Here is a 24,997-nt window from a genome sequence, read left to right as displayed (position 1 = left end):
GTGTACGAGACCGTCGTGCCCTCGGTAACGATCGCCTTCGCGTCGGGCACACGGTCCGCCGCCTGCTCGAACCGCTCGTGAACCAGGGCCGGTCGGCCCTCGGTCGCCGTGTCGTTCCACACGGTCAGGACCCGGCGCCGCTCCTCCTCCGCCAGGATGCCGACCTCGCTCAGGCGGCGGCCCGGGTCCTGGGGCAGCGCCTCCAGGAGGGTCGTCCAGGCGTCGGCGATGCGGCCCGCCCACTGCGGGTCGAACAGGTCGGTGGCCACGGTGACCGAGCCGCCGAGGCCGGCGGGGGCGCCCGTGGTGTCGTAGGTCTCCCCCACCATGACGTCGAGGTCGAACTTCACCGCGCGGTTGCCGGTGGACATGCCGCCGGTCCACGCGACGGCCGCTCCGGCCTTGTCGAGTCCGGACTCCACGGTGTTCTGCTTGGTCAGGACGACCTGGAAGAGGGGGTGGCGGGCCATGGAGCGGGCCGGGGCCAGCTCCTCGACGAGCTTCTCGAACGGCACGTCCTGGTGGGCCATGGCCGCCAGGCTCCGTTCGCGTACCTGGTGCAGCAGGCCCCGTACGGTCGGGTCGCCGGACAGGTCGGAGCGCAGGACCAGGGTGTTGATGAAGAAGCCGACGAGGTCGTCGAGGGCCTCGTCCGTACGGCCGGCGTTCGCCGAGCCGATCGGGATGTCGGTGCCCGCACCGAGCTTGGAGAGCAGCACGGCCAGGGCGGCCTGCAGCACCATGAACACCGTGACGTCTTCCTCGCGGGCCAGCCTGACGAGCTCGGCGTGCACGTGCGGGGGGACGGTGAGCGGGACGCTGTGGCCCCGGTGCGAGGCCTCGGCCGGGCGCGGCCGGTCGAAGGGCAGGTCGAGCTCTTCCGGTGCTGCCGCCAGGGCCTCGCGCCAGTAGGCGAGTTGGCGGTTGATGACGCTGTCGGGGTCGCTCTCGTCGCCGAGGAGTTCGCGCTGCCAGAGCGTGTAGTCGGCGTACTGGACCGGGAGCGGCTGCCAGGCGGGGGCCCGGCCGGCGGCGCGTGCCGCGTAGGCGGTGGAGAAGTCCCGGGCGAGGGGTGCCAGGGACCAGCCGTCGCTGGCGATGTGGTGGACCACGACGAGGAGGGCGCGTTCCTGTCCGGTGTCGAAGAGCGTCGCCCGGATCGGGATCTGCGTGGACAGGTCGAAGGCGTGCGCGGATGCCTTGTCGACGGCGGTGGCCAGGTCCTCGGGTGCGACGGTGCGGATGTCGGCGTGCCAGTCGAGCGTGTCGAGGGGGCGGACGTCCTGGTAGGGCTGGCCGTCGTCCGCCGTCGGGTAGACCGTGCGGAGTACTTCGTGGCGGTCGATGACGTCGCGGAGGGCGGCGTCGAGGGCGTGCGGGTCGACCTCGTCGGTCGTGGTGACGGCGATCGGGCTGTTGTAGGTGGCTCCCGCTCCCTCGAGCTGGCCGATGAACCACAGGCGCTGCTGGGCGAAGGAGAGGGGGACCCGCCGCGGGCGGTTCCCGGCGGTGAGGGTGGGGCGGGTGCCGGCCGCGTCGTCGAGGCGGGCGGCGAGGGCGGAGACGGTCGGGGCGTCGAAGAGCACCCGGATGTCGAGGTCCACGCCGAGGACGGAGCGGACGCGGCTGGCGAGGCGCACGGCGAGCAGGGAGTGGCCGCCGAGGGCGAAGAAGTCGTCGTCGACGCCGACGGTCTCTATGCCGAGGACCTGGGCGAACACCCCGCACAGGAGTTGTTCGCGCAGTCCCTGCGGGCCGCGTTCGGCGGGGGTCGCGGTGCCCTGGGTGTGGGGTGCGGGCAGGGCGGCACGGTCCAGCTTGCGGTTGACGGTCAGGGGCAGGGCGTCGAGGGCGACGACCGCCGAGGGGACCATGTAGTCGGGCAGGCGGGCGGCGGCGTGGGCCTGGAGGGCGGCGGTGTCGGACGCGGTCCAGACGGTGGTGTCCGGGGCGGGTACGACGTAGGCGACGAGGCGCTTGTCGCCGGGGGTGTCCTCGCGGGCGATCACGGCGGCCTGGGCGACGGTGGGGTGTTCGGCCAGGACGGCGGTCACTTCGCCGGGTTCGATGCGGAAGCCCCGGATCTTGACCTGGTCGTCGGTCCTGCCGACGAAGACGAGTCGGCCGTCCGCCGTCCACTTGGCGCGGTCGCCGGTGCGGTAGAGGCGCGATCCGTCGTCGGCGAGGTGGTTGGCGACGAACCGTTCGGCGGTGAGGCCGGGCCGTCCCAGGTAGCCGCGGGCCAGGCCGACGCCGGTGACGTACAGCTCGCCCGCGACGCCGACCGGGGCCGGTGCCAGGGACTCGTCGAGGACGTACACGCGGGTGTCGAGTACGGGGGTGCCGATGGCGACGTCGTCGGAGAGCGGGTCGCAGCGCCACAGGGTGGCGTCGACGGTCGTCTCGGTGGGTCCGTAGGAGTTGAACAGGGTGTGGGTCCGGGCCCAGCGGGCCATGACGTCGGGCGGGCAGGCCTCTCCGGCGATGACGAGGACGGTGTCGGCGGGGAGGGAGGTCTCGTCGAGTGTGGCGAGGACGGCGGGCGGCAGGGTGGCGTGGGTGACGCGCTGCTCGGTGAGGTGTGCGGGCAGGGCGTCGCCGAGGCGGCGCTCGGTCGGGACGACGACGAGGGTCGCGCCGGAGAGGAGGGCCATGAGCCATTCCCAGCCGAAGGTGTCGAATCCGGCGGAGGCGAACTGGGCGACGCGGGCGCCGGGGCCGACTCCGAGGGACCGGATGTGGCCCTGGACGAGGGCGGCGACGCCGGTGTGCGGGACGAGGACGCCCTTGGGGCGGCCGGTGGAGCCGGAGGTGTAGATGACGTAGGCGGGGTGGGTCGGCAGGAGGGTCGGGGCGCTCGCGGCGTCCGCGCCCGTGCCGGTGGGGTTCGGGGCGGTGGCGAGGGCTTCGCCGAGCAGGGCCGTGTCCGTGTGGGTGGACGGGATCTTGGCTGCCGTGGTCTCGGAGACGAGGACGAGCGCGGGGGCCGCGTCGCCGAGCATGTAGGTGACGCGTTCGGCGGGGTAGTCGGGGTCGAGCGGCATGTAGGCGCCGCCGGCCTTGACCACGCCGAGCAGGGCGGTCATCAGGTCGACGCCCCGGTCCAGGCAGACGGCGACCACGGTCTCGGGGCCCACGCCCCGGCCGGTGAGGTAGCGGGCCAGGCGCTGCGCGCGGGCGTCGAGTTCGGCGTACGTGATCTCCGTGGTGGTGTCGGACACGGCGATCGCGTCCGGGGTGCGGGCGACGTGGGCGGCGAACAGGTCGCCGATCGTGGCGGGTTCGAGGTCGGTGGCCGTGTCGTTCCACTCGACGAGCATGCGGTGCCGCTCGGCGGCGTCGAGGACGGGGACCGCGCTGAGCCGGGTGCCGGGTTCGGCGGTGACCGCGTCGAGCACCTGGGTGAGGCCGTCGACGATGCGGCGTACGGTGTCGGGCTCGAACAGTTCGGCCGCGGCGGTGACCTCGCCGCGGACGCCGGCCGGGGCGCCGTCGGCGTCGAACGCCTCGCCGACGATGACGTCGAGGTCGAACTTGGCCTTCGCCGGGCCCGTGCCGAGGGCGCGGACGTCGAGGCCGGGGAGTTCGACGACGGCCTCGGCCGTGTTCTGCAGGGTCAGCATGACCTGGAAGAGGGCGTGCCGTGCCAGGGAGCGGCTGGGCGCGAGCTCTTCGACGAGCCGTTCGAAGGGAACGTCCTGGTGGGCGAAGGCGGCGAGGCTGTTCTCCCGTACGCGGGCGAGGACGTCCTTGAACGTCGGGTCGCCGCTCAGGTCGGTGCGCAGGACGAGGGTGTTGACGAAGGAGCCGACCAGGCCGTCGAGGGCTTCGTCGGTGCGGCCGGCGTGGGGCGAGCCGATCGGGATGTCGGTGCCCGCGCCGAGCTTGGAGAGCAGGACGGCGAGCGCCGCCTGCAGGACCATGAAGGTGGTGACGCCCTCGGCCCGTGCCACGTGCGCGAGGCGCGCGTGGACGTCGGCGGGGATGTCCACCGGCACGCTGTGGCCTCGGTGGGAGGCGACGGCCGGGCGGGTGCGGTCGAAGGGCAGCGTGAGCTCTTCGGGGGCTCCGGCGAGTGCCTGGCGCCAGTAGGCGGCCTGGCGTCCGGTCACGCTGTCGCCGTCGCGTTCGTCGCCGAGGAGTTCGCGCTGCCACAGCGCGTAGTCGGCGTACTGGACCGGGAGCGGCTCCCAGGTGGGTGCCTGGCCCGTGCACCGGGCGGCGTAGGCGTGGGACAGGTCGTGGGCCAGGGGGCCGGTGGACCAGCCGTCGGTGGCGATGTGGTGCACGACGACGACGAGGACGTGGTCCTCGGGGGCGAGTTCGAGCAGGGCGGCGCGGAGGGGGACCTCGTCGGCCAGGTCGAAGACGTGCTGGGCCACCTCGGCGACGGCGTCGGTGAGTTCCTCCGGCCGTACGGTGCGGACGGACGGCTCCCAGACCAGGTCGTCGAGGTCGGCGATCAGCTGGTAGGGCTCGCCGTCGGCGACGGGGAAGCGGGTGCGGAGCACCTCGTGGCGGCCGATGACGTCCCGCAGGGCGGTGATCAGGGCCGGCCGGTCGAGACGGCCGGTGAGCCGCAGGCCCATGGGGATGTTGTAGGTGGCGCCGGGGCCTTCGAGCTGGCCGATGAACCACAGGCGGCGCTGCGCGAACGACAGCGGGGTGCGTGCGGGGCGCGGCAGGGGCGCCAGGGCGGCGCGTGCGGTCTCGGCGCCGCCGATGCGGTGCGCGAGCGCGGCGACGGTGGGGGCCTCGAAGAGGGTGCGCAGGGCGACCTCGACGCCGAGGACGGTACGGATGCGGCTGATGAGGCGGACGGCGAGCAGGGAGTGCCCGCCGATGGCGAAGAAGTCGTCGTCGACGCCGACCGCGGGGCGGTCGAGGACGTGGGCGAAGATCCCGGCGAGGATCTCCTCGCGCGGGCCGGCCGGGCCTCGGCCGTGGCCGGTGCCGTCGCCGTGGTCGGGGGTGGGCAGGGCCCGGTGGTCGAGCTTGCCGTTGGCGGTCAGGGGCAGGTCGTCGAGGGCGACGACCGCCGACGGGACCATGTAGGACGGCAGGCGGTCGGCGGCGAACCGGGCGACCGCCGCGGTGAGCGCCTGCCGATCGGTCCGGTCGGGGGTTCCGGGTGCCACCACGTAGGCGACGATGCGCCGGTCGCCCGGGCTGTCCTCGCGGACGACGACGGCGGCGCGGTCGACGTCGGGGTGGGCGGTGACGACGGAGCGGATCTCGCCGGGTTCGATGCGGAAGCCGCGGATCTTGACCTGGTCGTCGGCGCGGCCGAGGTACTCGATCCGGCCGTCGTCCTTCCAGCGCACCAGGTCGCCGGTGCGGTAGAGGCGTCCGCCGCCGGTGGAGAACGGGTCGGCGACGAAGCGTTCGCCGGTCTGGGCGGGGCGTCCCAGGTAGCCGCGGGCGAGGCCGGGGCCCGCGACGTACAGCTCGCCGGTGGCGCCGACCGGGACCGGTGCGAGGGAGCCGTCGAGCACGTAGGCGCGGGTGTGGGCGATCGGTGTGCCGATGGACACGTCCTCGGCGTCCGGCTCGCAGCGCCAGTAGGTCGCGTCGACGGTGGTCTCCGTGGGGCCGTACGTGTTGAACAGGGTGCGGCCGCGCGCCCAGCGTGCGACGAGCTCCGGGGCGCAGGCCTCGCCGCCGATCTCGATGACGAGGTGCGGGGAGACCGCCTCCTCGTCGAGGCCGGCGAGGACGGCGGGCGGCAGGCTGGCGTGGGTGACGCGCTGTTCGGCGAGGAAGTCGGTCAGTTCCTTCCCGAGCCTGCGGTGCGCCGGTACGGGGACGAGGGCGGCGCCCGTGGTGAGCGCGAGCGCCCACTCCAGGCAGAAGACGTCGAAGCTGACCGAGGCGAACTGGGCCACCCGCGAGCCGGGCCCGGTGCCGAAGCGTTCCGTGGCGGCCGCGAGGGTGTTGGCGAATCCCGCGTGGGTGAGCACGACGCCCTTGGGGCGGCCGGTGGAGCCCGAGGTGTAGACGATGTACGCGGGGTGCTCGGCGCGCGGGGCGGCGTCGGGGGCCGTGGCCGGCAGCCGGTCGAGGGCGGCGCGGGTGCGGGCGTCGTCGACGAGGAGGACGGCGGCGTCCGTCGCGGGGACCCTGCCGCGGGTGGCGGTGGTGGCGAGGACCGCCATGGGGCGGGCGTCGCCGAGGACGTACGCGACGCGGTCGGCGGGGTAGTCGAGGTCGATCGGCAGGTAGGCGCCGCCGGCCTTGAGGACGGCGAGGAGCGCCGCCATCAGGTCGGGTCCGCGCTCCAGGAACAGCGCGACCACGGACTCGGGTCCGACGCCGTGCTCGGTGAGGTGGTGCGCGAGCCGGTTGGCGCGGGCGTCCAGTTCTGCGTAGGTGAGGTCCCCCGTCTCCGTCACGAGCGCCACCGCGTCGGGTGTGCGGGCGACGCGGTCGGCGAGCAGGTCGAGGACCGGTGCGGGCTCGGTGCGGGCCGTGGTGGTGCTCCACTCGCGCAGGAGCAGGTCCAGTCCCGCCTCGTCGAGCACCTGGACGGCTCCGAGGCGCGGTTCCCCGCCCCGGTTCTCCGGGGGCGCCTGGTCGAGTGCCGTCTCCAGGGCCGCGACGAGGTTGCGCGTGGCCGTCTCGACCAGGCGGCCGACCATGCTGGGGTCCACCGGGGCGACCGCGTCCACGGCCAGGCCGATGCTGTCGCCGTGGTCGTCGACCGACAGGGCGAGCGGGAAGTTGTCCCGCTCCTGGGCGAACCGCAGGGTGATGCCGTCGAGTTCGCGCGGGGTGTCACGGCCGCCGGACAGGTCGGCGTGGTGGCGGTAGTTGAACAGGGCGGTGAAGAGCGGGGTGTTGCCGTCGATGCCGCTGGCGCGCTGCGCCACCGCGAGGGGTGCGTGCTCGTGCTCCAGGAGCTCGGCGAGCTGGCCGCGCATCGCGGAGACGGCGGCGAGCACGCCCGGCCCGTCGGTGCGGACGCGTACGGGAAGGGTGTTCATGTACGGGCCGGGGACGCGGTCGGCGCCCTGGCCGGCGTTCATGCGGCCGAACAGGATCGTGCCGAAGACGACGTCGTCGCGGCCGCTGACGGCGGCGAGGACCCGGGCCCAGACGAGGTGCATGACCGTGGCGGGGCTGGCGCCGGCCCGGCGGGACACCTCGCGCAGACGCGTGGTGAGGTCGGGCGCGAACGGCACCTCGACGCGGACGGACGTGGCGCCGTCGCCGTGGGTGTCGGCGATGCCGAAGGGGGCGGTGGGCTCGGTGACGTCGCCGAGGAGCTCGGCGAAGTAGCGTTCGTGCTCGGCGCGCGCGACGGCGCCCCGGGTCTGGGCGACGAAGTTCCGGAACGGCATCGGCGCGGCCAGTTCACGGCCCCGGCCCGCCAGGATCGCCTGGACCTCGTGGAACACGATCTCCAGGGCGGTGTGGTCACGGACGACGTGGTGCGCCCGCAGCAGGCCGAGCCACCGGCCGGTGCCGGGGAGCTGGGCGGCGTGCATCCGCAGCAGCGGGGCCTGGGTCAGGTCCATCCAGTTGCCGGCGGCGGTCAGGAGCTGCCGCACCGGGTCGCCCTGGCTGTCGAGGGTGATCTCGGTGACGGGCAGGGTGGCGCGGCGCCGGACGACCTGGACGGGTTCGCGCAGGCCTTCCCAGACGATGGAGGTGCGGTAGATGTCGTGGCGGTCGACGACCTGCTGGAGGGCGTCCGTGAAGGCGTCGAGGCGGTCGCGGGAGTCGAACTCCAGGACGGTCGGCAGGACGTAGGCGTCGTCGTCGCCCTCGGCGAGGAGGTGGTGGAAGAGCAGGCCCTCCTGGAGGGGGGCGAGCGGGTAGATGTCGGCGATCTCGGCCGCGCCGCCGTCGACGGTGGCGACGATCCGGGCGATCTCGTCGGGGGTGAGGTCGACGAGCGGCAGCATGTCGGGGGTGATCTCGGTGATCGCGGTCGCGTCGGCCGGGATCAGGTTGGCCGGGACGGCGACCTGCTCCGAGCCCGCCGAGGCGGCGAGGCCGGCCGGGGTCGGGTCCTGGAAGAAGGCCCGCACCGACACGTTGACGCCCTGGTTGCGGAGCAGGGCGACGAGCCGGATGACCAGCAGGGACTGGCCTCCGAGGGCGAAGAAGTCCTCGTCGACGCCGACGCTTTCGAGTCCGAGGACCTCGGCGAACGCGGCGCAGAGGATCTCCTCGCGGGCGTTCGACGGGCCCCGGCCCGCGGTGGTGCTGTCGTGCTCGGGCGCGGGCAGCGCCTTGCGGTCGAGCTTGCCGTTCGCGGTCAGCGGCAGCGCGTCCAGGACCACGACCGCCGACGGAACCATGTAATCGGGCAGGCTGCGCGAGACGAACTCGCTTAGCGGGTGGGTGAGTTCACCGGTGGTGACGGCGTAGGCGACGAGACGCCGGTCGCCGGGGACGTCTTCCCGTACGACCACGGCCGCCTGGGTGACCTGCGGGTGCGCGGCGACGGCTGCCTGGACCTCGCCGAGCTCGATGCGGAAGCCGCGGACCTTGACCTGGTCGTCGGTACGGCCCAGGAAGACCAACTGGCCGTCCTTCGTCCACTTCACGCGGTCGCCCGACCGGTACATCCGCTCGCCCGAAGCCGAGAACGGGGAGGCGACGAAACGCTCCGCCGTCTGGACCGGGCGGTTCACGTAACCCCGCGCCAGACCCGTACCCGACACGTACAGCTCGCCGGCCACACCGACCGGAACCTGACGCAGGGACTCGTCGAGGACGAACACGCGGGCGTTCGGGACCGGGCTGCCGACCACGACATCCGCGGAGGCGGAGAGGCGGGCGATCGAGGTGTCGACCGTCGCCTCCGTCGGGCCGTAGAAGTTGAAACCCTCCACACCCTCCAGTCCACGCAGCCGCTCCCACAGACCGGCCGGGGTGGCCTCGCCACCGACACCGATACGGGAAGGGTGCTGCTCGGCGTCGAACAGGCCCTCGTCCATCAGGACTTGGAGATAGGAGGGGGTGATCTCGGCGAAGTCGATACGGGAGGCGGTCATCCAGTCGACCAGCCGACCGGCGTCCAGCCACGTGTCGGCGTCGACGACATGCAGCTCGTGGCCCGAGAACAGGGCGGAGAGCTGGTTCCACGACGCGTCGAAGGAGACCGACGTCGTCAGCGCGACCTTCAACGGGACACCGTCCGTCGTCGCGAACACCGACCTGCCGTGGCTCTCGCACAGACCCACGACACCGCCGTGGGTGACGACCACGCCCTTCGGGCGTCCCGTCGAACCCGACGTGTAGATGACGTACGCCGGGTGCTCCGGGCGGACCGTCACGTTCAGCGGCCCCTCCCCCGCGCTCTCCAGCGCCGAGGTGACCTTCGGGTCGTCCAGGAAGATCACCGACGTGTCCGACGGCACCGGCAGCACGCCTGCCGTCGCCGACGACGCCAGGACGACGACCGGGGACGCGTCCTGGACCATGTACGCGATCCGGTCCGCCGGATACGCCGGATCCAGAGGCAGATAGGCGCCACCGGCCTTCAGCACGGCCACGAGCGCGACGATCAGGTCCGCGCCCCGCTCCAGACACACACCCACCAGCGACTCCGCACCCACACCGTGATCGGCGAGGTAACGGGCCAGACGGTCAGCACGACGGTCCAGCTCCCCGTACGACAGGGACTCCCCCGCCGCGACCACGGCGACAGCGTCCGGCGTCCGCGCGACCTGCGCCGCGAACAGCTCCGGAAGCGAACCCGCCACCACCTCCACAGCGGTGTCGTTCCACTCCGCCAACCGCTCACGGTCGGAGACGTCCAGGACCTCGACCTCGCTCAGCCGCGACCCCGGAGCCACCACCAACAGCTCAATGGCCCTCGCCCACCGCGCCACGAGCCGCTCGGCCGTCTCCACGTCGAACAGATCCGCCGACGCCACCACCGAACCACGCAGACCCGCGGGAGCACCCGACTCGTCGAAGACCTCCGTGACGGAGGCATCGAGGTCGAACTTGGCGCTCGAGGTGCCTGCCGGGAGTCCGGTGGTGCGCAGGTCCGGCAGGTCGAGGACGGCTTCGGCGGTGTTCTGGACCTTCAGCATCACCTGGAAGAGGGGGTGCCGGGCGAGGGAGCGGGCCGGGGCGAGTTCCTCGACGAGCTTCTCGAAGGGGACGTCCTGGTGGGCGAAGGCGGACAGGCTCGTCTCGCGGACGCGGCCGAGGACCTCGCGGAAGGTCGGGTCGCCGGACAGGTCGGTGCGGATGACGAGGGTGTTGACGAAGAAGCCGACGAGGTCGTCGAGTGCCTCGTCCGTGCGGCCGGCGTTGGCCGAGCCGATCGGGATGTCGGTGCCCGCGCCCAGCTTCGACAGGAGCATCGCGAGGGAGGCCTGCAGCACCATGAAGGGGGTGACGCCTTCGGCGCGGGCCACCTGCGCGAGGCGTGCGTGGACCGGTGCGGGCACGGTCAGGGGGATGGTGTGGCCGCGGTGCGAGGGTTCGGCGGGTCGCGGCCGGTCGACGGGGAGTTCGAGTTCCTCGGGGGCGTCCGCGAGGGCCGTGCGCCAGTGGGTGACCTGGCGGGTGATGAGGCTGTCGGGGTCGGACTCCTCGCCGAGGAGGTCCCGCTGCCACAGCGCGTAGTCGGCGTACTGGACCGGCAGCGGCTCCCAGTCGGGGGCCTGGCCGGCGCGGCGGGCGGTGTAGGCGGTGGTCAGGTCGCGTGCGAGGGGTTCCATCGACCAGCCGTCGCCGGCGATGTGGTGGACGGCGAGGACGAGGGCGTGCTCGTCGGGGCCGGTGGTGAACAGCCAGGCCCTGACGGGGATGTCGGTGGTGAGGTCGAAGGGCTGGGCGAGGGCGTCGGTGACGGCGCGGTCGAGCTCGCCGGGGGTGACGTCGGTGGCGGTGGGCGCCCAGTCGAGGTCGGCCGGGTCCAGGATCCGCTGGTGGGGCTCTCCGTCGGTGGTGTCGAACACCGTCCGCAGGACCTCGTGGCGGCCGATGACGTCGCGGAGGGCGGCGTCGAGGGCGGCGCGGTCGAGGGCGCCGGAGAGGCGCAGGGCGACGGGGATGGTGTACGTGGCTCCGGGGCCGTCGAGTTGGCCGACGAACCACAGGCGGCGCTGGGCGGAGGAGAGCGGGATCCGTGCGGGGCGGTGGGCCGGGGCGAGGCCGGTGCGCGCGGTGCCGGCGGTGTCGAGCGCGGCGGCGAGGCGGGCGGGTGTGGGCCGGTCGAAGAGGGTGCGCAGGGTGGTCTCGGTGCCGAGGACCGTACGGATGCGGCTGACGAGCCGGGTGGCGAGGAGGGAGTGGCCGCCGAGGGCGAAGAAGTCGTCGTCGGGTCCGACCTGTGCGAGGCCGAGGACGTCGGCGAAGACGCCGCAGAGGAGTTCTTCGCGGAGGGTGGCGGGTCGTCGTGCGGCGCCGGTGGTGTAGTCGGGTGCGGGCAGGGCGTTGCGGTCGAGCTTGCCGCTGGGTGACTGGGGCAGGGCGTCCACCATGACGACGGCCGCGGGCACCATGTGGGCCGGCAGGCGGGCGGCGAGGAAGTCGCGTATGTCGGCGGGGGTCGCGGTGTGGGGGTGTGCGGGGACGGCGTAGGCGATGAGGCGCCGGTCTCCGGGGGTGTCCTCGCGGGCGATGACGGCTGCCTGGGTGATGGCGGGGTGGGCGGTGGCCGCGGCTTCGATCTCGCCGGGTTCGATGCGGTAGCCGCGGATCTTGACCTGGTCGTCGGCGCGGCCGAGGTAGGTGAAGCGGCCGTCGGTGTCCTGGCGTACGAGGTCGCCGGTGCGGTACATGCGCTCGCCCCGTTCGTACGGGTGGGCGACGAACCGTTCGGCGGTGAGGGCGGGGCGGTTCGCGTAGCCGCGTGCGAGGCCTGCGCCGGACACGTAGAGCTCTCCGGGGACGCCGGGGGGCACGGGGGCGAGGCGGTGGTCGAGGACGTACGCGCGGGTGTTGGGCAGGGGGCGGCCGATGAGGGGGTGCGCGCCGTGGGTGGGCTGGGCGGTGTCGTGGCACAGGACGTGCACGGTGGCCTCGGTGGGGCCGTAGAAGTTGAGGCCGAGGGTGTCCGGTGCGTCGTGGAGCCGCTGCCAGAGGGTGGTGCCGACGGCGTCGCCGCCGAGGAGGAGGGCGCGGGGGCGGTGGGTGGCGGTGTCGAGGAGGCCTTCGTCGAGGAGTTGTTCGGCCTGGACGGGGGTGAGGGCCATCAGGTCGATGCGCCGGGTGTCGGCGTAGCGGGCGAGTGCGGTGCTGTCGCGTCGTATGTCGTCGGGGACGATGTCGAGTTCGTGTCCGGCGACCATCCACAGGAGCAGTTCCCAGGAGGCGTCGAAGGAGAGGGAGTAGGTGAGTGCCACGCGCATGCGCGGTCCGGGGTTGATCGGGCCGGTGCGCTGGAAGGCGGCGAGGTTGGAGAGGCCGCGGTGCGGGACGGTGACGCCCTTGGGGAGGCCGGTGGAGCCGGAGGTGTAGATGACGTACGCGGCCTGGTCGGGCCGGATGTCGGCGTTCAGGGGGGCGTCGTCGGGGCCACCGGGGATGCCGGGGGCGTCGGCGGTGGTGTCGTCGAGGAGGACGACGGGGGTGTCGGTGGCGGGCAGGACGTGGGCGGTGCCGGGGGCGGCGACCAGGACGGCGGGGGCCGCGTCCCGGACCATGTGGGCGATGCGGTCGGCGGGGTAGGCGGGGTCGACGGGCAGGTGGGCGCCGCCGGCCTTGAGGACGGCGAGGAGGGCCACGACGGGGGCGGTGCCGCGTTCGAGGCAGACGCCGACGACGGATTCGGGGCCGACGCCGTGGTGGGCGAGGAGGCGGGCGAGGCGGTCGGCGCGGGCGTCGAGTTCGGCGAAGGTGAGGCTGTGGCCGTCGGCGGTGAGGGCGGTCGCGTCGGGGGTGCGGGCCGCCTGGGCGGCGAACAGGGCGGGGACCGTGTCGGGGGCGACGTCGGTGGTGGTGTCGTTCCAGCCGTTCACGATCCGGTGTCGGCGGTCCTCGTCGAGGACGTCGATCGCGGAGAGGGGCAGGTCGTCGGCGCCCTCGGCGGTCGCGGTCAGGGCGTCGAGGATGTGGTCGAGTGCGGTCCGCAGGAGGGCGGTCACCTCGTGGGGGTCGACGTCGGTGTGCGCGTCGACGGCGAGGGACAGGGTGGTGCCGTCGTCGTCGACGGACACGGCCAGGGGGTAGTTGGAGCGTTCCTGGGCGAAGAGGGTGCGGATGCCGTCGATGCCGGTGCCCTGGCCGGTGGTGGCGTGGCGGTAGTTGAACAGGGAGCTGAACAGGGGGGTGTCGCCGGTGGTGCCGGCGGCCCGCTGGGCGGTGGTGAGCGGTGCGTGTTCGTGTTCCAGGAGGGTGGTGAGCTGGTCGCGCAGGGCGTGGAGGGCGGCGAGGGTGCCGTGGTGGCCGGTATGGACGCGTACGGGGAGGGTGTTGATGTACGGGCCGGGGGCCGGGCGCGTGGTGTCGGCGGTGCTGAGGCGTCCGGACAGGACGGTGCCGAAGACGACGTCGTCGCGGCCGCTGACGGCGGCGAGGACCCGGGCCCAGGCGAGGTGGAGGAGGGTGGCGGGGCCGGTGCCGTGCTGGTGGGCGAGGCGGCGCAGGCGGTCGGTGAGCGCGGGGGCGAGGTCGGTGCGGGCGCGGGTGGACGCGGAGCCGTCGCCGTGGACGTCGGTGAGTCCGTAGGGGGCGGTGGGTTCGGTGACGTCGCCGAGGAGTCCGGTGAAGTACCGCTCGTGGTCGTGGTGTGCGGCGGCGGACCTGGTGCGGGCGACGAAGTCGCGGAAGGGGGCGGGGTCGGGCAGGTCGGCGCCGTGGCCGTCGAGGACGGCCCGTACTTCGTCGAGGACGGTCCGCAGGGCTTCGTGGTCCTGGACCATGTGGTGGGCGCGGACGAGGGCGAGGGGGCGCGGGTGCGCGGGGCCGTCGGCGACGGTCAGGTCGAGGAGCGGGGCGCGGGTCAGGTCGGTGGTGGTGCCGGCGGCGGCCAGGAGCTGTCGTACGGGGTCGCCGGCCTCGGGGTCGGGGGTGATCTCGGTGACGGGCAGGGTGGCGTGGCGCCACACGACCTGGACGGGTTCGCGGAGGCCTTCCCAGACGAGGGCGGTGCGCAGGATGTCGTGGCGTGCGAGGACCTGGCGGAGGGCGTCGGTGAAGGCGTCGAGGAGGGTGCGGGAGGCGAACTCCAGGACGGTGGGCTGCATGTAGGCGTCCTGGCCGCCGTCGGCGAGGAGGTGGTGGAAGAGCAGGCCCTCCTGGAGGGGGGCGAGGGGGTAGACGTCGGCGATGTTGGCGGCTCCGCCGTCGACGGAGGCGGCGACGGTGGCGAGTTCCTCGGCGGTGAGGTCGACCAGCGGGAGCATGTCGGGGGTGACGGCGGTGGCGTCGGCCGGGATCGCGTTGGCGGGGATCTCGGTGCGGGTGGTGCCGGCGGCCGCGGCGAGGCCGGCGGGGGTGGGGTTGTGGAAGAGGGCGCGGACGGTGAGGTCGGTGCCGAGGGCGGCGCGGGCGCGGCCCATGAGTTCGACGGCGAGGAGGGAGTGGCCGCCGAGGGCGAAGAAGTCGTCGTCGGGTCCGACCTGTGCGAGGCCGAGGACGTCGGCGAAGACGCCGCACAGGAGTTCTTCGCGCGGGCCCGCGGGGGTCCTGCCGGGGGTGGCGGTGTGGGTGGGTGCGGGCAGGGCGTTGCGGTCGAGCTTGCCGTTGGCCGTCAGCGGCAGAGCGTCCAGCACCAGAATCGCAGCTGGCACCATGTGACCCGGCAGGCTCGCGGCCAGGTGGGCGCGTAGCTCGGCGGCATCGGTCGTCTCCTGTGCGTGGGTGGGGGTCGTGTAGGCGACGAGCCGCGGGTCGCCGGGGGTGTCCTCGCGGACGACGACCGCGGCGCGGGCGACGTGGGCGTGGCGTTCGAGGGCGGCTTCGATCTCGCCGGTCTCGATGCGGAAGCCGCGGATCTTGACCTGGCCGTCGGTGCGTCCGAGGCAGGTGAGGACGCCGTCGGGGCGCTGTCGGGCCAGGTCGCCGGTGCGGTACATCCGCTCGCCGTGCTCGTAGGGGTTGGCGACGAACCGTTCGGCGGTGAGGGCGGGGCGGCCGAGGTATCCGCGGGCGAGCTGGTCGCCGGCGAGGTAGAGCTCTCCCGTGGTGCCGGGTGCGACGGGTCGCAGTCGCTCGTCGAGGACGTAGGCGCGGGTGTTGGCGAAGGGCCGGCCGATGGTGACGGGGCCTTCGGTGACCTGGGCGGCGGTGGCCCAGACGGTGGCCTCGGTGGGTCCGTACAGGTTGACGGCGGGGATGCCGAGGGCGTGGAGGCGTGCGGCGAGTTCGCCGGGGAGGGCTTCGCCGCCGACGAGGGCGCGTACGGAGGCGGGCGGGGTGCCGGTGTCGAGGAGGGCGCGCCACAGGGAGGGGACGGCCTGGAGGGCGGTGGCTCCGCTGGTGCGGAGGAGGTCGAGGAGGGCGTGGGGGTCGCGGACGGTGTCGCGGTCGGCGAGGACGACGGCGGCGCCGTTGACCAGGGGCAGGAACAGTTCGAGGGCCGCGATGTCGAAGGAGACCGTGGTGACGGCGACGAGCCGGTCGTCGGTGGTGAGCGGGGCGTGCGCGGCGACGGCGTGCAGGTGGTGGACGAGCGCGTGGTGGTCGACGACGACGCCCTTGGGGCGGCCGGTGGAGCCCGAGGTGTGGATGACGTACGCGGGGTGCCGGGGCAGGAGGGCGGCGCGGCCGGGGAGCTTTCCGGTGCGGGGGCTCTCGGGGGTGGTCGGGGCGGGGTCGTCGGCGGTGACGACGGGGGTGCCGGTGAGTGCCGCGGCGGCGGTGTGCGCGGTGGTGGTCAGGACGCAGACCGGCCGGGCGTCGTCCAGCATGTACGCGATGCGGTCGTGCGGGTAGTCGGGGTCGAGCGGCAGGTAGGCGCCGCCGGCCTTGGTGACGGCGAGGAGGGCGGCGACGAGGTCGGCGCCGCGTTCCATCAGGACGGCGACGACGGTGTCGGGGCCGACGCCGTGGCCGGCGATCAGGTGGGCCAGTTCTTCGGCGCGCGCGTCGAGTTCGGCGTAGGTCAGCGTGGTGTCGCCGTCGACGAGGGCGGTCGCGTCGGGGGTGCGGGCCGCCTGGGCTTCGAAGAGGTCGGGCAGGGTCGTGGCGGGGACGTCGGCCGTCGTGTCGTTCCAGGCGTACAGGACGCGGTGGAGTTCGGTGTCGTCGAGGAGCGGTACGTCGCCGACGCGGGTGTGGGGGGCGTCGGCGAGGAGCTCGGCGGCGCGGGCGAAGCGCCGGGTGAGGGTACGGGCCGTGTCGGCGTCGAACAGGTCGGCGGCGGCGATGAGGGTGCCGTGCAGGCCGGCGGGTGTGCCGTCGGTGGCGAAGGTCTCGGCGAGGGTGAACTCGAGGTCGAACTTGGCGGCGGAGTCGCCGACGGGCAGTGCTTCGGCGTGGACGCCGGGCAGGCGCAGGGCCGCTTCGCCGGTGTTCTGCAGCATGAGCATGACCTGGAACAGCGGGTGCCGGGCCAGGGAGCGGGTGGGGGCGAGGTCCTCGACGAGCTTCTCGAAGGGGACGTCCTGGTGTTCGCGGGCCGCGAGGGCCGTCTCCTGGGCGCGGGCGAGGAGTTCGCGGAAGGTCGGGTCGCCGGACAGGTCGGTGCGCAGGACGAGGGTGCTGACGAAGAAGCCGACCAGGTCGTCGAGGGCCTCGTCGCCGCGTCCGGCGTCGACGGTGCCGATCGGAATGTCGGTGCCGGCGCCGAGCCGGTGCAGTGTGACGGCGAGGGCGGCCTGGAGCGCGGTGAAGAGGGTGACGCCTTCGGCGAGGGCGAGACGCGCGAGGCGGGCGTGCGTCTCGGCGGGCAGGCGGAAGGGGACGGTGTGGCCCGTGTGGCCGAGCACGGCGGGGCGCGTGCGGTCGTAGGGCAGGGCGAGTTCCTCCGGCAGGTCCGCCAGGGCGGTGCGCCAGTGGGCGCTCTGGCGGGCGAAGAGGCTGTCGGGGTCGTCCTGCGCGCCGAGGAGCTCGCGCTGCCACAGGGTGTAGTCGGCGTACTGGACGGGCAGCGGCTCCCAGGCGGGGGCCGTGCCCGTGGTGCGGGCGGCGTAGGCGGTGGACAGGTCGCGGCCGAGGGGGCCCATGGACCAGCCGTCGCCGGCGATGTGGTGGACGGCCATGACGAGGACGTGGTCGTCGGGGCCGGTCGACAGCAGGCGGGCCTTGAGGGGGAGTTCGGTGGCGAGGTCGAAGGCGTGGCCGACGACGGCGGCGGTCTCCCGGTCGAGCGCGGCGGGGTCGGCGGGGTCGACGTCGCGGGTCTCCAGGTGCCAGTCCTGTTCGGCTGCCGGCAGGACCCGCTGGTGGGGCTCGCCGGCGGTGATGCCGTAGACGGTGCGGAGGATCTCGTGGCGTGCGATGACGTCCCGCAGGGCGGCCTGGAGCGCGTCGCGGTCCACGGGGCCGCGGAGCCGCTGCGCGACCCGGATGTTGTAGACCGCGCTCGGGCCCTCGAGCTGGGAGATCAGCCACAGCCGACGCTGCGCGAAGGACAACGGGATCATCAGGACTCCTCCTGGTTACGCATCGGCCGCAGCGCGGGCCTAGCAGAGCTCACATTTCCAAGCTGTCGTACGAGGCCGGACACGGTCCGTGCCGTGAGGAGCACCCGCAGGGGCACCTCGATGCCGAGCGCCGTGCGCAGGCGGCTGGTGAGGCGTGCGGCGAGCAGGGAGTGCCCGCCGAGGGCGAAGAAGTCGTCGTCCACGCCGACCTCGGGAAGGCCGAGGACGTCGGCGAAGGCGGCGCACAGGGCCTTCTCCCGCTCGGTGACCGGTGCGCGGCCGGTGCCGGGGGCGGGGCCGTCGTCGGGCAGGGCGGCGCGGTCGAGCTTGCCGTTGGGTGTCAGCGGCAGGGCGTCCAGCAGGACGACGGCGGACGGCACCATGTGCTCGGGCAGCCGCTCCCTGGCGAAGGCGCGCAGGTCCTCGGCGAGGGTCGCGCCGGCCCGGCCGTTCGGGACGGCGTAGCCGACGAGCCGCTTGCCGCCGGGGGTGTCGTCGCGGACGACGACGGCGGCCTGGGTGACGGCGGGGTGGGCGGCCAGGACGGCGCGGACCTCGCCGGGTTCGACGCGGAAGCCGCGGATCTTGACCTGGTCGTCGACGCGGCTGGCGAAGACCAGCCGGCCCTGGGGCGTCCAGCGGACCCGGTCGCCGGTGCGGTAGAGGCGTGCGCCCGCCCCGTCGAAGGGGGAGGCGACGAAGCGCTGTGCGGTCAGGCCGGGGCGGCCGGCGTAGGCGCGGGCCAGGCCGGCGCCCGCGATGTACAGCTCGCCGTCGACGCCGACCGGGACCGGGGCGAGGCTGCCGTCGAGGACGTACACCCGGGAGTTGGTGATGGGGGCGCCGATGGAGGGCGTGGTGTCGTCCGTGGTCAGCGGGTCGGACATCGTCGCGCACACGGTGGTCTCGGTCGGGCCGTAGGCGTTGACGAAGCGGCGGCCGCGTGACCAGCGGGCGACGAGTTCGCCGCCGAGGGCCTCGCCGGCGGAGACCAGGGTGGTGACGGGGGCGAGGTCCTCGGGTGCGAGGACGGACAGCACGGCGGGCGGCAGGGTGGCGTGGGTGACGCCGTGCCGGGCGACGAGGCCGGCGAGTCCGCCGTCGGGCAGCAGGGTCTCGGCGGGGGCGACGACGAGTCGGGCGCCGGAGCACAGGGCCATGACGAGTTCCCAGGTCGCCGCGTCGAAGCCCGGCGAGGCGAACTGGAGGACGCGGCTGTCGGCCCCGACGTCGAAGTGCTCGATCTGGGCCGCGACCAGGCTGGCCACGCCCTCGTGGGTGACGACGACGCCCTTGGGGCGGCCGGTCGAACCCGAGGTGAAGATCATGTACGCGGGGTGGGCGGGGCGCAGGCGTGTGCCGGTCACGGGTGCGGCGTCCAGCGCCGCGACCTGCGCGGCGAGCGGCTCCTCGTCGAGGACGAGGACGGGGACTCCGGTCCCGGCCGGGACGGCGGGCGCGCACAGGGCCGAGGCGAGGACGGTCCGCGCGCCGGACTCGGCCAGCATGAACGCGATGCGGTCGGCCGGGTAGGCGGGGTCGACCGGCAGGTAGGCGCCGCCGGCCTTGAGGACGCCGAGGAGGGTGACGATCAGGTCGATGCCGCGTTCGCGCACGACGGCGACCACGGATTCGGGGCCGATGCCCCGGCCGGTGAGGAACCGGGCAAGGCGGTTGGCCCGCGCGTCGAGTTCGGCGTACGTGAGCTCGGCGTCGTCGGCCGCGACGGCGACGGCGTCGGGGGTGTGGCGCACGCGGGCCGCGAACAGCTCGGGCACGGTCGCGGCGGGCACGTCGGCGGCCGTGTCGTTCCAGTCGGCGAGGACCTGGTGGCGCTGGTGTGCGTCGAGGACCCGCACGGTGCCGAGCGGCCGGTCGGGGGCGCCGTCCAGGGTCCTCCCGGCGGCGTCGACCAGTTCGTCGAGGGCGGTGCGCACCAGGGCGACGACCTCCCTCGGGTCGACCGGGGCGACGGCGTCGACCATGAGGTCGAGTCCGTCCTGGGCCTCGTCGACGAGCAGCGACAGCGGGTAGTTGGTGCGTTCGCGGGTGAACAGCAGCCGGGTGCCCGGCAGGGAGGTGTTCCAGCGGGTGTCGGCGTCCTCGCCCGTGCTGCGCCGGTAGTTGAGGCAGGCGGTGAACAGCGGGGCGTCGCCGTCGACGGCGGCCGCCCGCTGGGCCACGGTCAGGGGTGCGTGCTCGTGCTCCATGAGTCGGGCGAGCTGGCCGCGCATGGCGGTGATCGCCTCCAGCGCGGCGGACCGGTCGGTGCGCACCCGGACGGGCAGGGTGTTGATGAACGGTCCCGGGACCCGGTCGGCGCCCGCGCCGGCGTTCATCCGCCCGAACAGGACGGTGCCGAACACGACGTCCTCGCGGCCGCTGACCGCGGCGAGGACCCGGGCCCAGGCCACGTGCAGCACGGTCGCGGTGCTCACGCCCGCGCGCCGCGCCACTTCCCTCAGCCGTGCGGTGAGGTCGGGCCCGGCGGCCAGTCGCGCCCGGGTCAGGGTGGCCCCGTCGCCGTGGGCGTCCGCCAGTCCGTAGGGGGCGGTGGTCTCGCCGACGTCGCCGAGGAGCTCGGCGAAGTACCGCTCGTGCTCGGCGCGTTCGACTCCCCCGCGGGCCTGGGCGACGAACGTCCGGAACGGCAGCGGGTCGGGCAGGGTGTCGCCGCGCCCGGCGAGGAACGCGGTCACCTCCTCGAGGAGGACGTCGAGCGCGGTGCCGTCGCGGACCATGTGGTGGGCGCGGATCAGCGCGAGCCATCGCTCGGGACGCTCCTCGCCGGGCAGGGCCGCGCGGTGCAGGTCGAGCAGCGGAGCCGTACCGAGGTCCATGCGCGCGCCGCCCGCGGCGACGAGGTCGGCGACGGCGTCGGTGGTGCCGGGGTCGAGGACGACGTCGGTGACGGGCAGGGTGGCGTGGCGGCGGACGACCTGGACGGGTTCGCGCAGGCCTTCCCAGGCGTAGGAGGTGCGGTAGATGTCGTGCCGGTCGACGACCCGCCGCAGGGCGTCGGTGAACGCGTCGAGCCTCTCCCGGGTGTCGAACTCCAGGACCGCCGGCATGACGTAGGCGTCGTCGCCGCCGTCGGCGAGGAGGTGGTGGAAGAGCAGGCCCTCCTGGAGGGGGGCGAGGGGGTAGATGTCGGCGATGTTCGCGGCGCCGCCGTCGACGGTGGCGACGACGGAGGCGAGCTCGTCCTCGGTGAGGTCGACCAGCGGCAGCATCGCGGGGGTGAGCGCGGTGGCGCCGGCCGGGATCAGGTTGTCGGGGACGGTGACCTGCGGGGCGCCGGAGGACGCGGCGAGGCTCGCCGCGGTCGGGTGGTCGAACAGGGCGCGTACGGAGACGGAGACGCCGCGGGCGCGCAGCATCTCGATGAGGCGGACCGCCACCAGCGAGTGGCCGCCGAGTTCGAAGAAGTCGTCGTCGACGCCGACGTGGTCGAGGCCGAGGACTTCGGCGAAGGCCGCGCAGAGGATCTCCTCGCGGACGTCGGCCGGTGCCCGGCCCGCGCCCGCGGTGGCGGCGAAGTCGGGTGCGGGCAGGGCCTTGCGGTCGAGCTTGCCGTTGCCTGTCAGGGGCAGGGCGTCCAGGACGACGACCGCGGACGGGACCATGTGCTCGGGCAGTCGCTGCCCGACGAACTGGCGGATCGTGGCGGAGAGTTCGGTGCCCGACTCGTGGTGGTCGGCGGGGACGACGTAGGCGACGAGCCTGCGGTCGCCGGGGTTGTCCTCGCGGGCTATGACGGCGGCCTGGTCGACCAGCGGATGGCCCGTCAGGACGCCCTGGACCTCGCCGGGTTCGATGCGGTAGCCGCGGATCTTGACCTGGTCGTCGGCACGGCCGAGGAAGACGACCTGGCCGTCCGGCGTCCACTTCGCGCGGTCGCCCGTGCGGTACATGCGCTCGCCCCGCTCGTACGGGTTGGCGACGAAGCGTTCGGCGGTGAGGGCTTCGCGGCCGACGTAGCCGCGGGCGAGGCCGGCGCCGGAGACGTACAGGTCCGCGACCACACCGACCGGGACCGGCTGGAGGCGGGAATCGAGCAGGTAGAAGCGGGTGTTGTCGATCGGTGTGCCGACCGGGGCCGTCCCCTCGGCGATCGCCTCGGCGGTGAGCCGGGTGGTGGCGATGCCGATCGTCGTCTCGGTCGGTCCGTAGTGGTTGTGGACCGCGCGCTCGCCGGCTGCGGCGAGCAGCTCGCGCAGCCACGGGGTGGACGCGGCCTCGCCGCCGAGGACCACGGACTGCGCGGGCAGGACTGCCTCGATGCCGGAGGCGGTGAGCGCCGCCAGGTGTGAGGGGACGGCCTTGAAGTGGTCGATGCCGTGGTCGGCGAGGTAGGCGGCGACCAGTCCGGGGTCGGTGACCGCTGCCTCGTCGAGGATGTGGAGTTCGCCGCCGGTGGCGAGGCTCGCGAAGACGATGGTGTTGCCGAGGTCCGTGGCCTGCGCCTGGAGCAGCGCGTAGCGGGCGCCTTCGTCGCCGAAGCCGAGACGGTCGGGAACCGAGGCGGTGTAGTTCGCGAGGCCGCCGTGGGTGACCGCCACGCCCTTGGGCTGGCCGGTCGAACCCGAGGTGTAGATCACGTACGCCAGGGACTGCGGATCGACCTCACGCTCCGGGCTCTGGGCCGGGGCGGCGGCGAGCTGCATCTCGACGAACGTGTCGTCGATCGCGACCAGACGCGAACGACCCGCGGGCAGTTCGTCGAGGATCTCCTCGGTGGTCAGGGCCAGGGCGGCGCGGCTGTCGCGGAGCATGTACGCGATCCGGTCCGTCGGCTGCGCCGGATCGATGGGCAGATAGCCCGCACCCGCCTTCCACACACCGAGGATCGCCGCGATCATGTCGGCGCCACGCGGCAGGCACAGACCCACGACCGACTCGGGGCCGATGCCCTGACCGATCAGGTAGTGCGCGATCCGGTTCGCCCGCGCGTCCAGCTCCGTGTACGAGACCGTCGTGCCCTCGGTAACGATCGCCTTCGCGTCGGGCACACGGTCCGCCGCCTGCTCGAACCGCTCGTGAACCAGGGCCGGTCGGCCCTCGGTCGCCGTGTCGTTCCAGACGGCCAGGACCTGGCGCCGCTCCTCCTCCGCCAGGACCTCGATCGAGCCGAGCGGTGTGTCGGGGCCGCCGTCGAGGGTGGTCTCCAGGGCGGAGAGCAGCCGGTCGGTGGCGGTGCGGACGAGGACGCCGACCGCGAAGGAGTCGATGGGGGCGACGGAGTCGACCGCCACCTCGGTCCGGTCGCCGTAGTCGTCGACCAGGATGACCAGGGGGTAGTTGGTGCGCTCGCGGACCGAGAGCAGCCGCACGCCGTCCATGCCTTCGTCCACGGCCCGGCCGCTGTTGCGCCGGTAGTTGAGGAAGGAGGTGAAGAGCGGGGTGTCGCCGGTGACGCCGCTGGCGCGCTGGGCGACGACGAGGGGGGCGTGCTCGTGTTCCAGGAGTTCGGCGAGCTGTCCGCGGGTGGCGGACAGGGCCTCGTGGGCGCCGAGTTCGCCGGTGCGGATGCGGACCGGCAGCGTGTTCATGAAGGGGCCCGCCACGCGGTCGGCGCCGTGGCCGGCGTTCAGCCGGCCGTACAGCACCGATCCGAAGACGACGTCCTCGCGGCCGCTGAGGGCGGCGAGGACGCGGGCCCAGGCGACGTGCAGCACGGTCGCCGTGCTGGTGCCGAGGCGCTGGGCGACGCTGCGCAGCCTGTCGTGGAGCTCCGGTGCGAACGGCACGACCGCGTGGACGGTGTCGGCGCCGTCGCCGCGCGCGTCGGTCACGCCGTAGGGGGCGGTGGGTTCGGTGATGTCGCCGAGGAGGTCGGTGAAGTAGCGGGTGTGGTCGGTGCGGGCGGCGGTTCCGCGTACCTGGGCGACGAACGTCCGGAAGGGCAGGGGTGTGGGCAGGGTGTCGCCGTGGCCGGCGAGGATCGCCTCGACCTCGTCGAGGACGATCTGCAGCGCCGTGTGGTCGCGGACGGTGTGGTGCATGCGGACGAGGACCAGGTGGCGGTCGCCGGCGGGGTCGGCCGCGACGTGCGCGTCGAGCAGGGGTGCCCGTCCGAGGTCCATGGCGCCGCCGGCGGCGGCGAGGAGCTGCTCGACCGGGTCACCGGTCCCGGCGTCGAGGGTGACCTCGGTGACGGGCAGGGTGGCGTGGCGGCGGACGACCTGGACGGGTTCGCGCAGGCCTTCCCAGGCGAAGGAGGTGCGGTAGATGTCGTGCCGGTCGACGACCTGCTGGAGGGCGCCGGTGAAGGCGTCCGCGCGGTCGCGCGAGTCGAGTGCGAGGACGGCGCGCATGACGTACGCGTCCTCGCCGCCGTCGGCGAGGATGTGGTGGAAGAGCAGGCCCTCCTGGAGGGGGGCGAGGGGGTAGACGTCGGCGATGTTCGCGTCGCCGCCGTCGACGGTGGCGACGACGGAGGCGAGCTCGTCCTCGGTGAGGTCGACCAGCGGCAGCATCGCGGGGGTGAGCGCGGTGGCGCCGACGGGGATCAGGTTGTCGGGGATCTCCGCCTGGTGGGCGCCGTCCGAGGCCGCGAGACCCGCGACGGTCGGGGTGTCGAAGAGGGCGCGGACGGAGATCGTGACGCCCTGGGTGCGGAGGGTCTCGATGAGGCGGACGGCGAGGAGGGAGTGGCCTCCGAGGCGGAAGAAGTCGTCGTCGACGCCGACGTGGTCGAGGCCGAGGATCTCGGCGAAGGCCGCGCAGAGGATCTCCTCGCGGACGGTGGCCGGGCCGCGGCTGCCGGGGCCCGCGGTGTAAGCGGGGGCGGGCAGGGCCTTGCGGTCCAGCTTGCCGTTGACGCTCAGCGGGAGCCGGTCGAGGACCACGACGGCCGAGGGGACCATGTAGGAGGGCAGCCGGTCGGCGGCGAGGTCGGTCAGGAGCTGCGGCAGCTCGTCGGCCGCCTCGTCCTGGACCGGCACCGCGTAGGCGACCAGGCGCTTGTCCCCCGGTGTGTCCTCGCGGGCGACGACGGCGGCCTGGGCCACCTGGTCGTGCCCGGCCAGGACGGCCTGGATCTCGCCGAGTTCGATGCGGAAGCCACGGATCTTGACCTGTTCGTCGGCGCGGCCGAGGTACTCGATCTGACCGTCGGTGTTCCAGCGGACGACGTCGCCGGTGCGGTACATCCGCTCGCCGGTCTCGAAGGGGTTGGCGACGAAGCGCTCGGCGGTCAGTCCGGTACGTCCCTGGTAGCCGCGGGCGAGTTGCACGCCGGCGAGGTAGAGCTCTCCCGCCACGCCGACGGGTGCCGGGGCGAGCGTGGCGTCGAGGACGTACACGCGGGTGTTCGCGACGGGCGCGCCGATCGGGACCGATGCGCTGTCCGTGCCGGGGATGCACTGCCAGGACGTGACGTCGACCGAGGCTTCCGTGGGCCCGTACAGGTTGTGCAGTTCGACACCGGGCAGGAGGGAGAGGAACCGGTCCCGCACCGGGGCTGCGAGGGCCTCGCCCGAGCAGATGACCCG

The 24,997-nt window shown here is 73.9% G+C and carries 2 protein-coding genes; both read right to left on the bottom strand.

The window, feature by feature from the left end; all coding sequences use genetic code 11:
* Positions 1 to 17,501, bottom strand: a 17,501-nt coding sequence (locus AB0G79_RS32935) for an amino acid adenylation domain-containing protein (RefSeq protein WP_360813086.1), incomplete at its 3' end; no start/stop codon positions are given.
* Positions 17,501 to 24,991, bottom strand: coding sequence for an amino acid adenylation domain-containing protein (locus AB0G79_RS32930; RefSeq protein ID WP_360813088.1), 7,491 nt, complete (start codon positions 24,989 to 24,991; stop codon positions 17,501 to 17,503). The genes AB0G79_RS32930 and AB0G79_RS32935, both read right to left, overlap by 1 nt.
* Positions 24,992 to 24,997 lie beyond the last annotated feature (6 nt).

The organism is Streptomyces sp. NPDC020807 (assembly GCF_040641575.1).
GTDB lineage: Bacteria > Actinomycetota > Actinomycetes > Streptomycetales > Streptomycetaceae > Streptomyces.
This window is presented reverse-complemented; position numbering and strand designations above follow the sequence as displayed.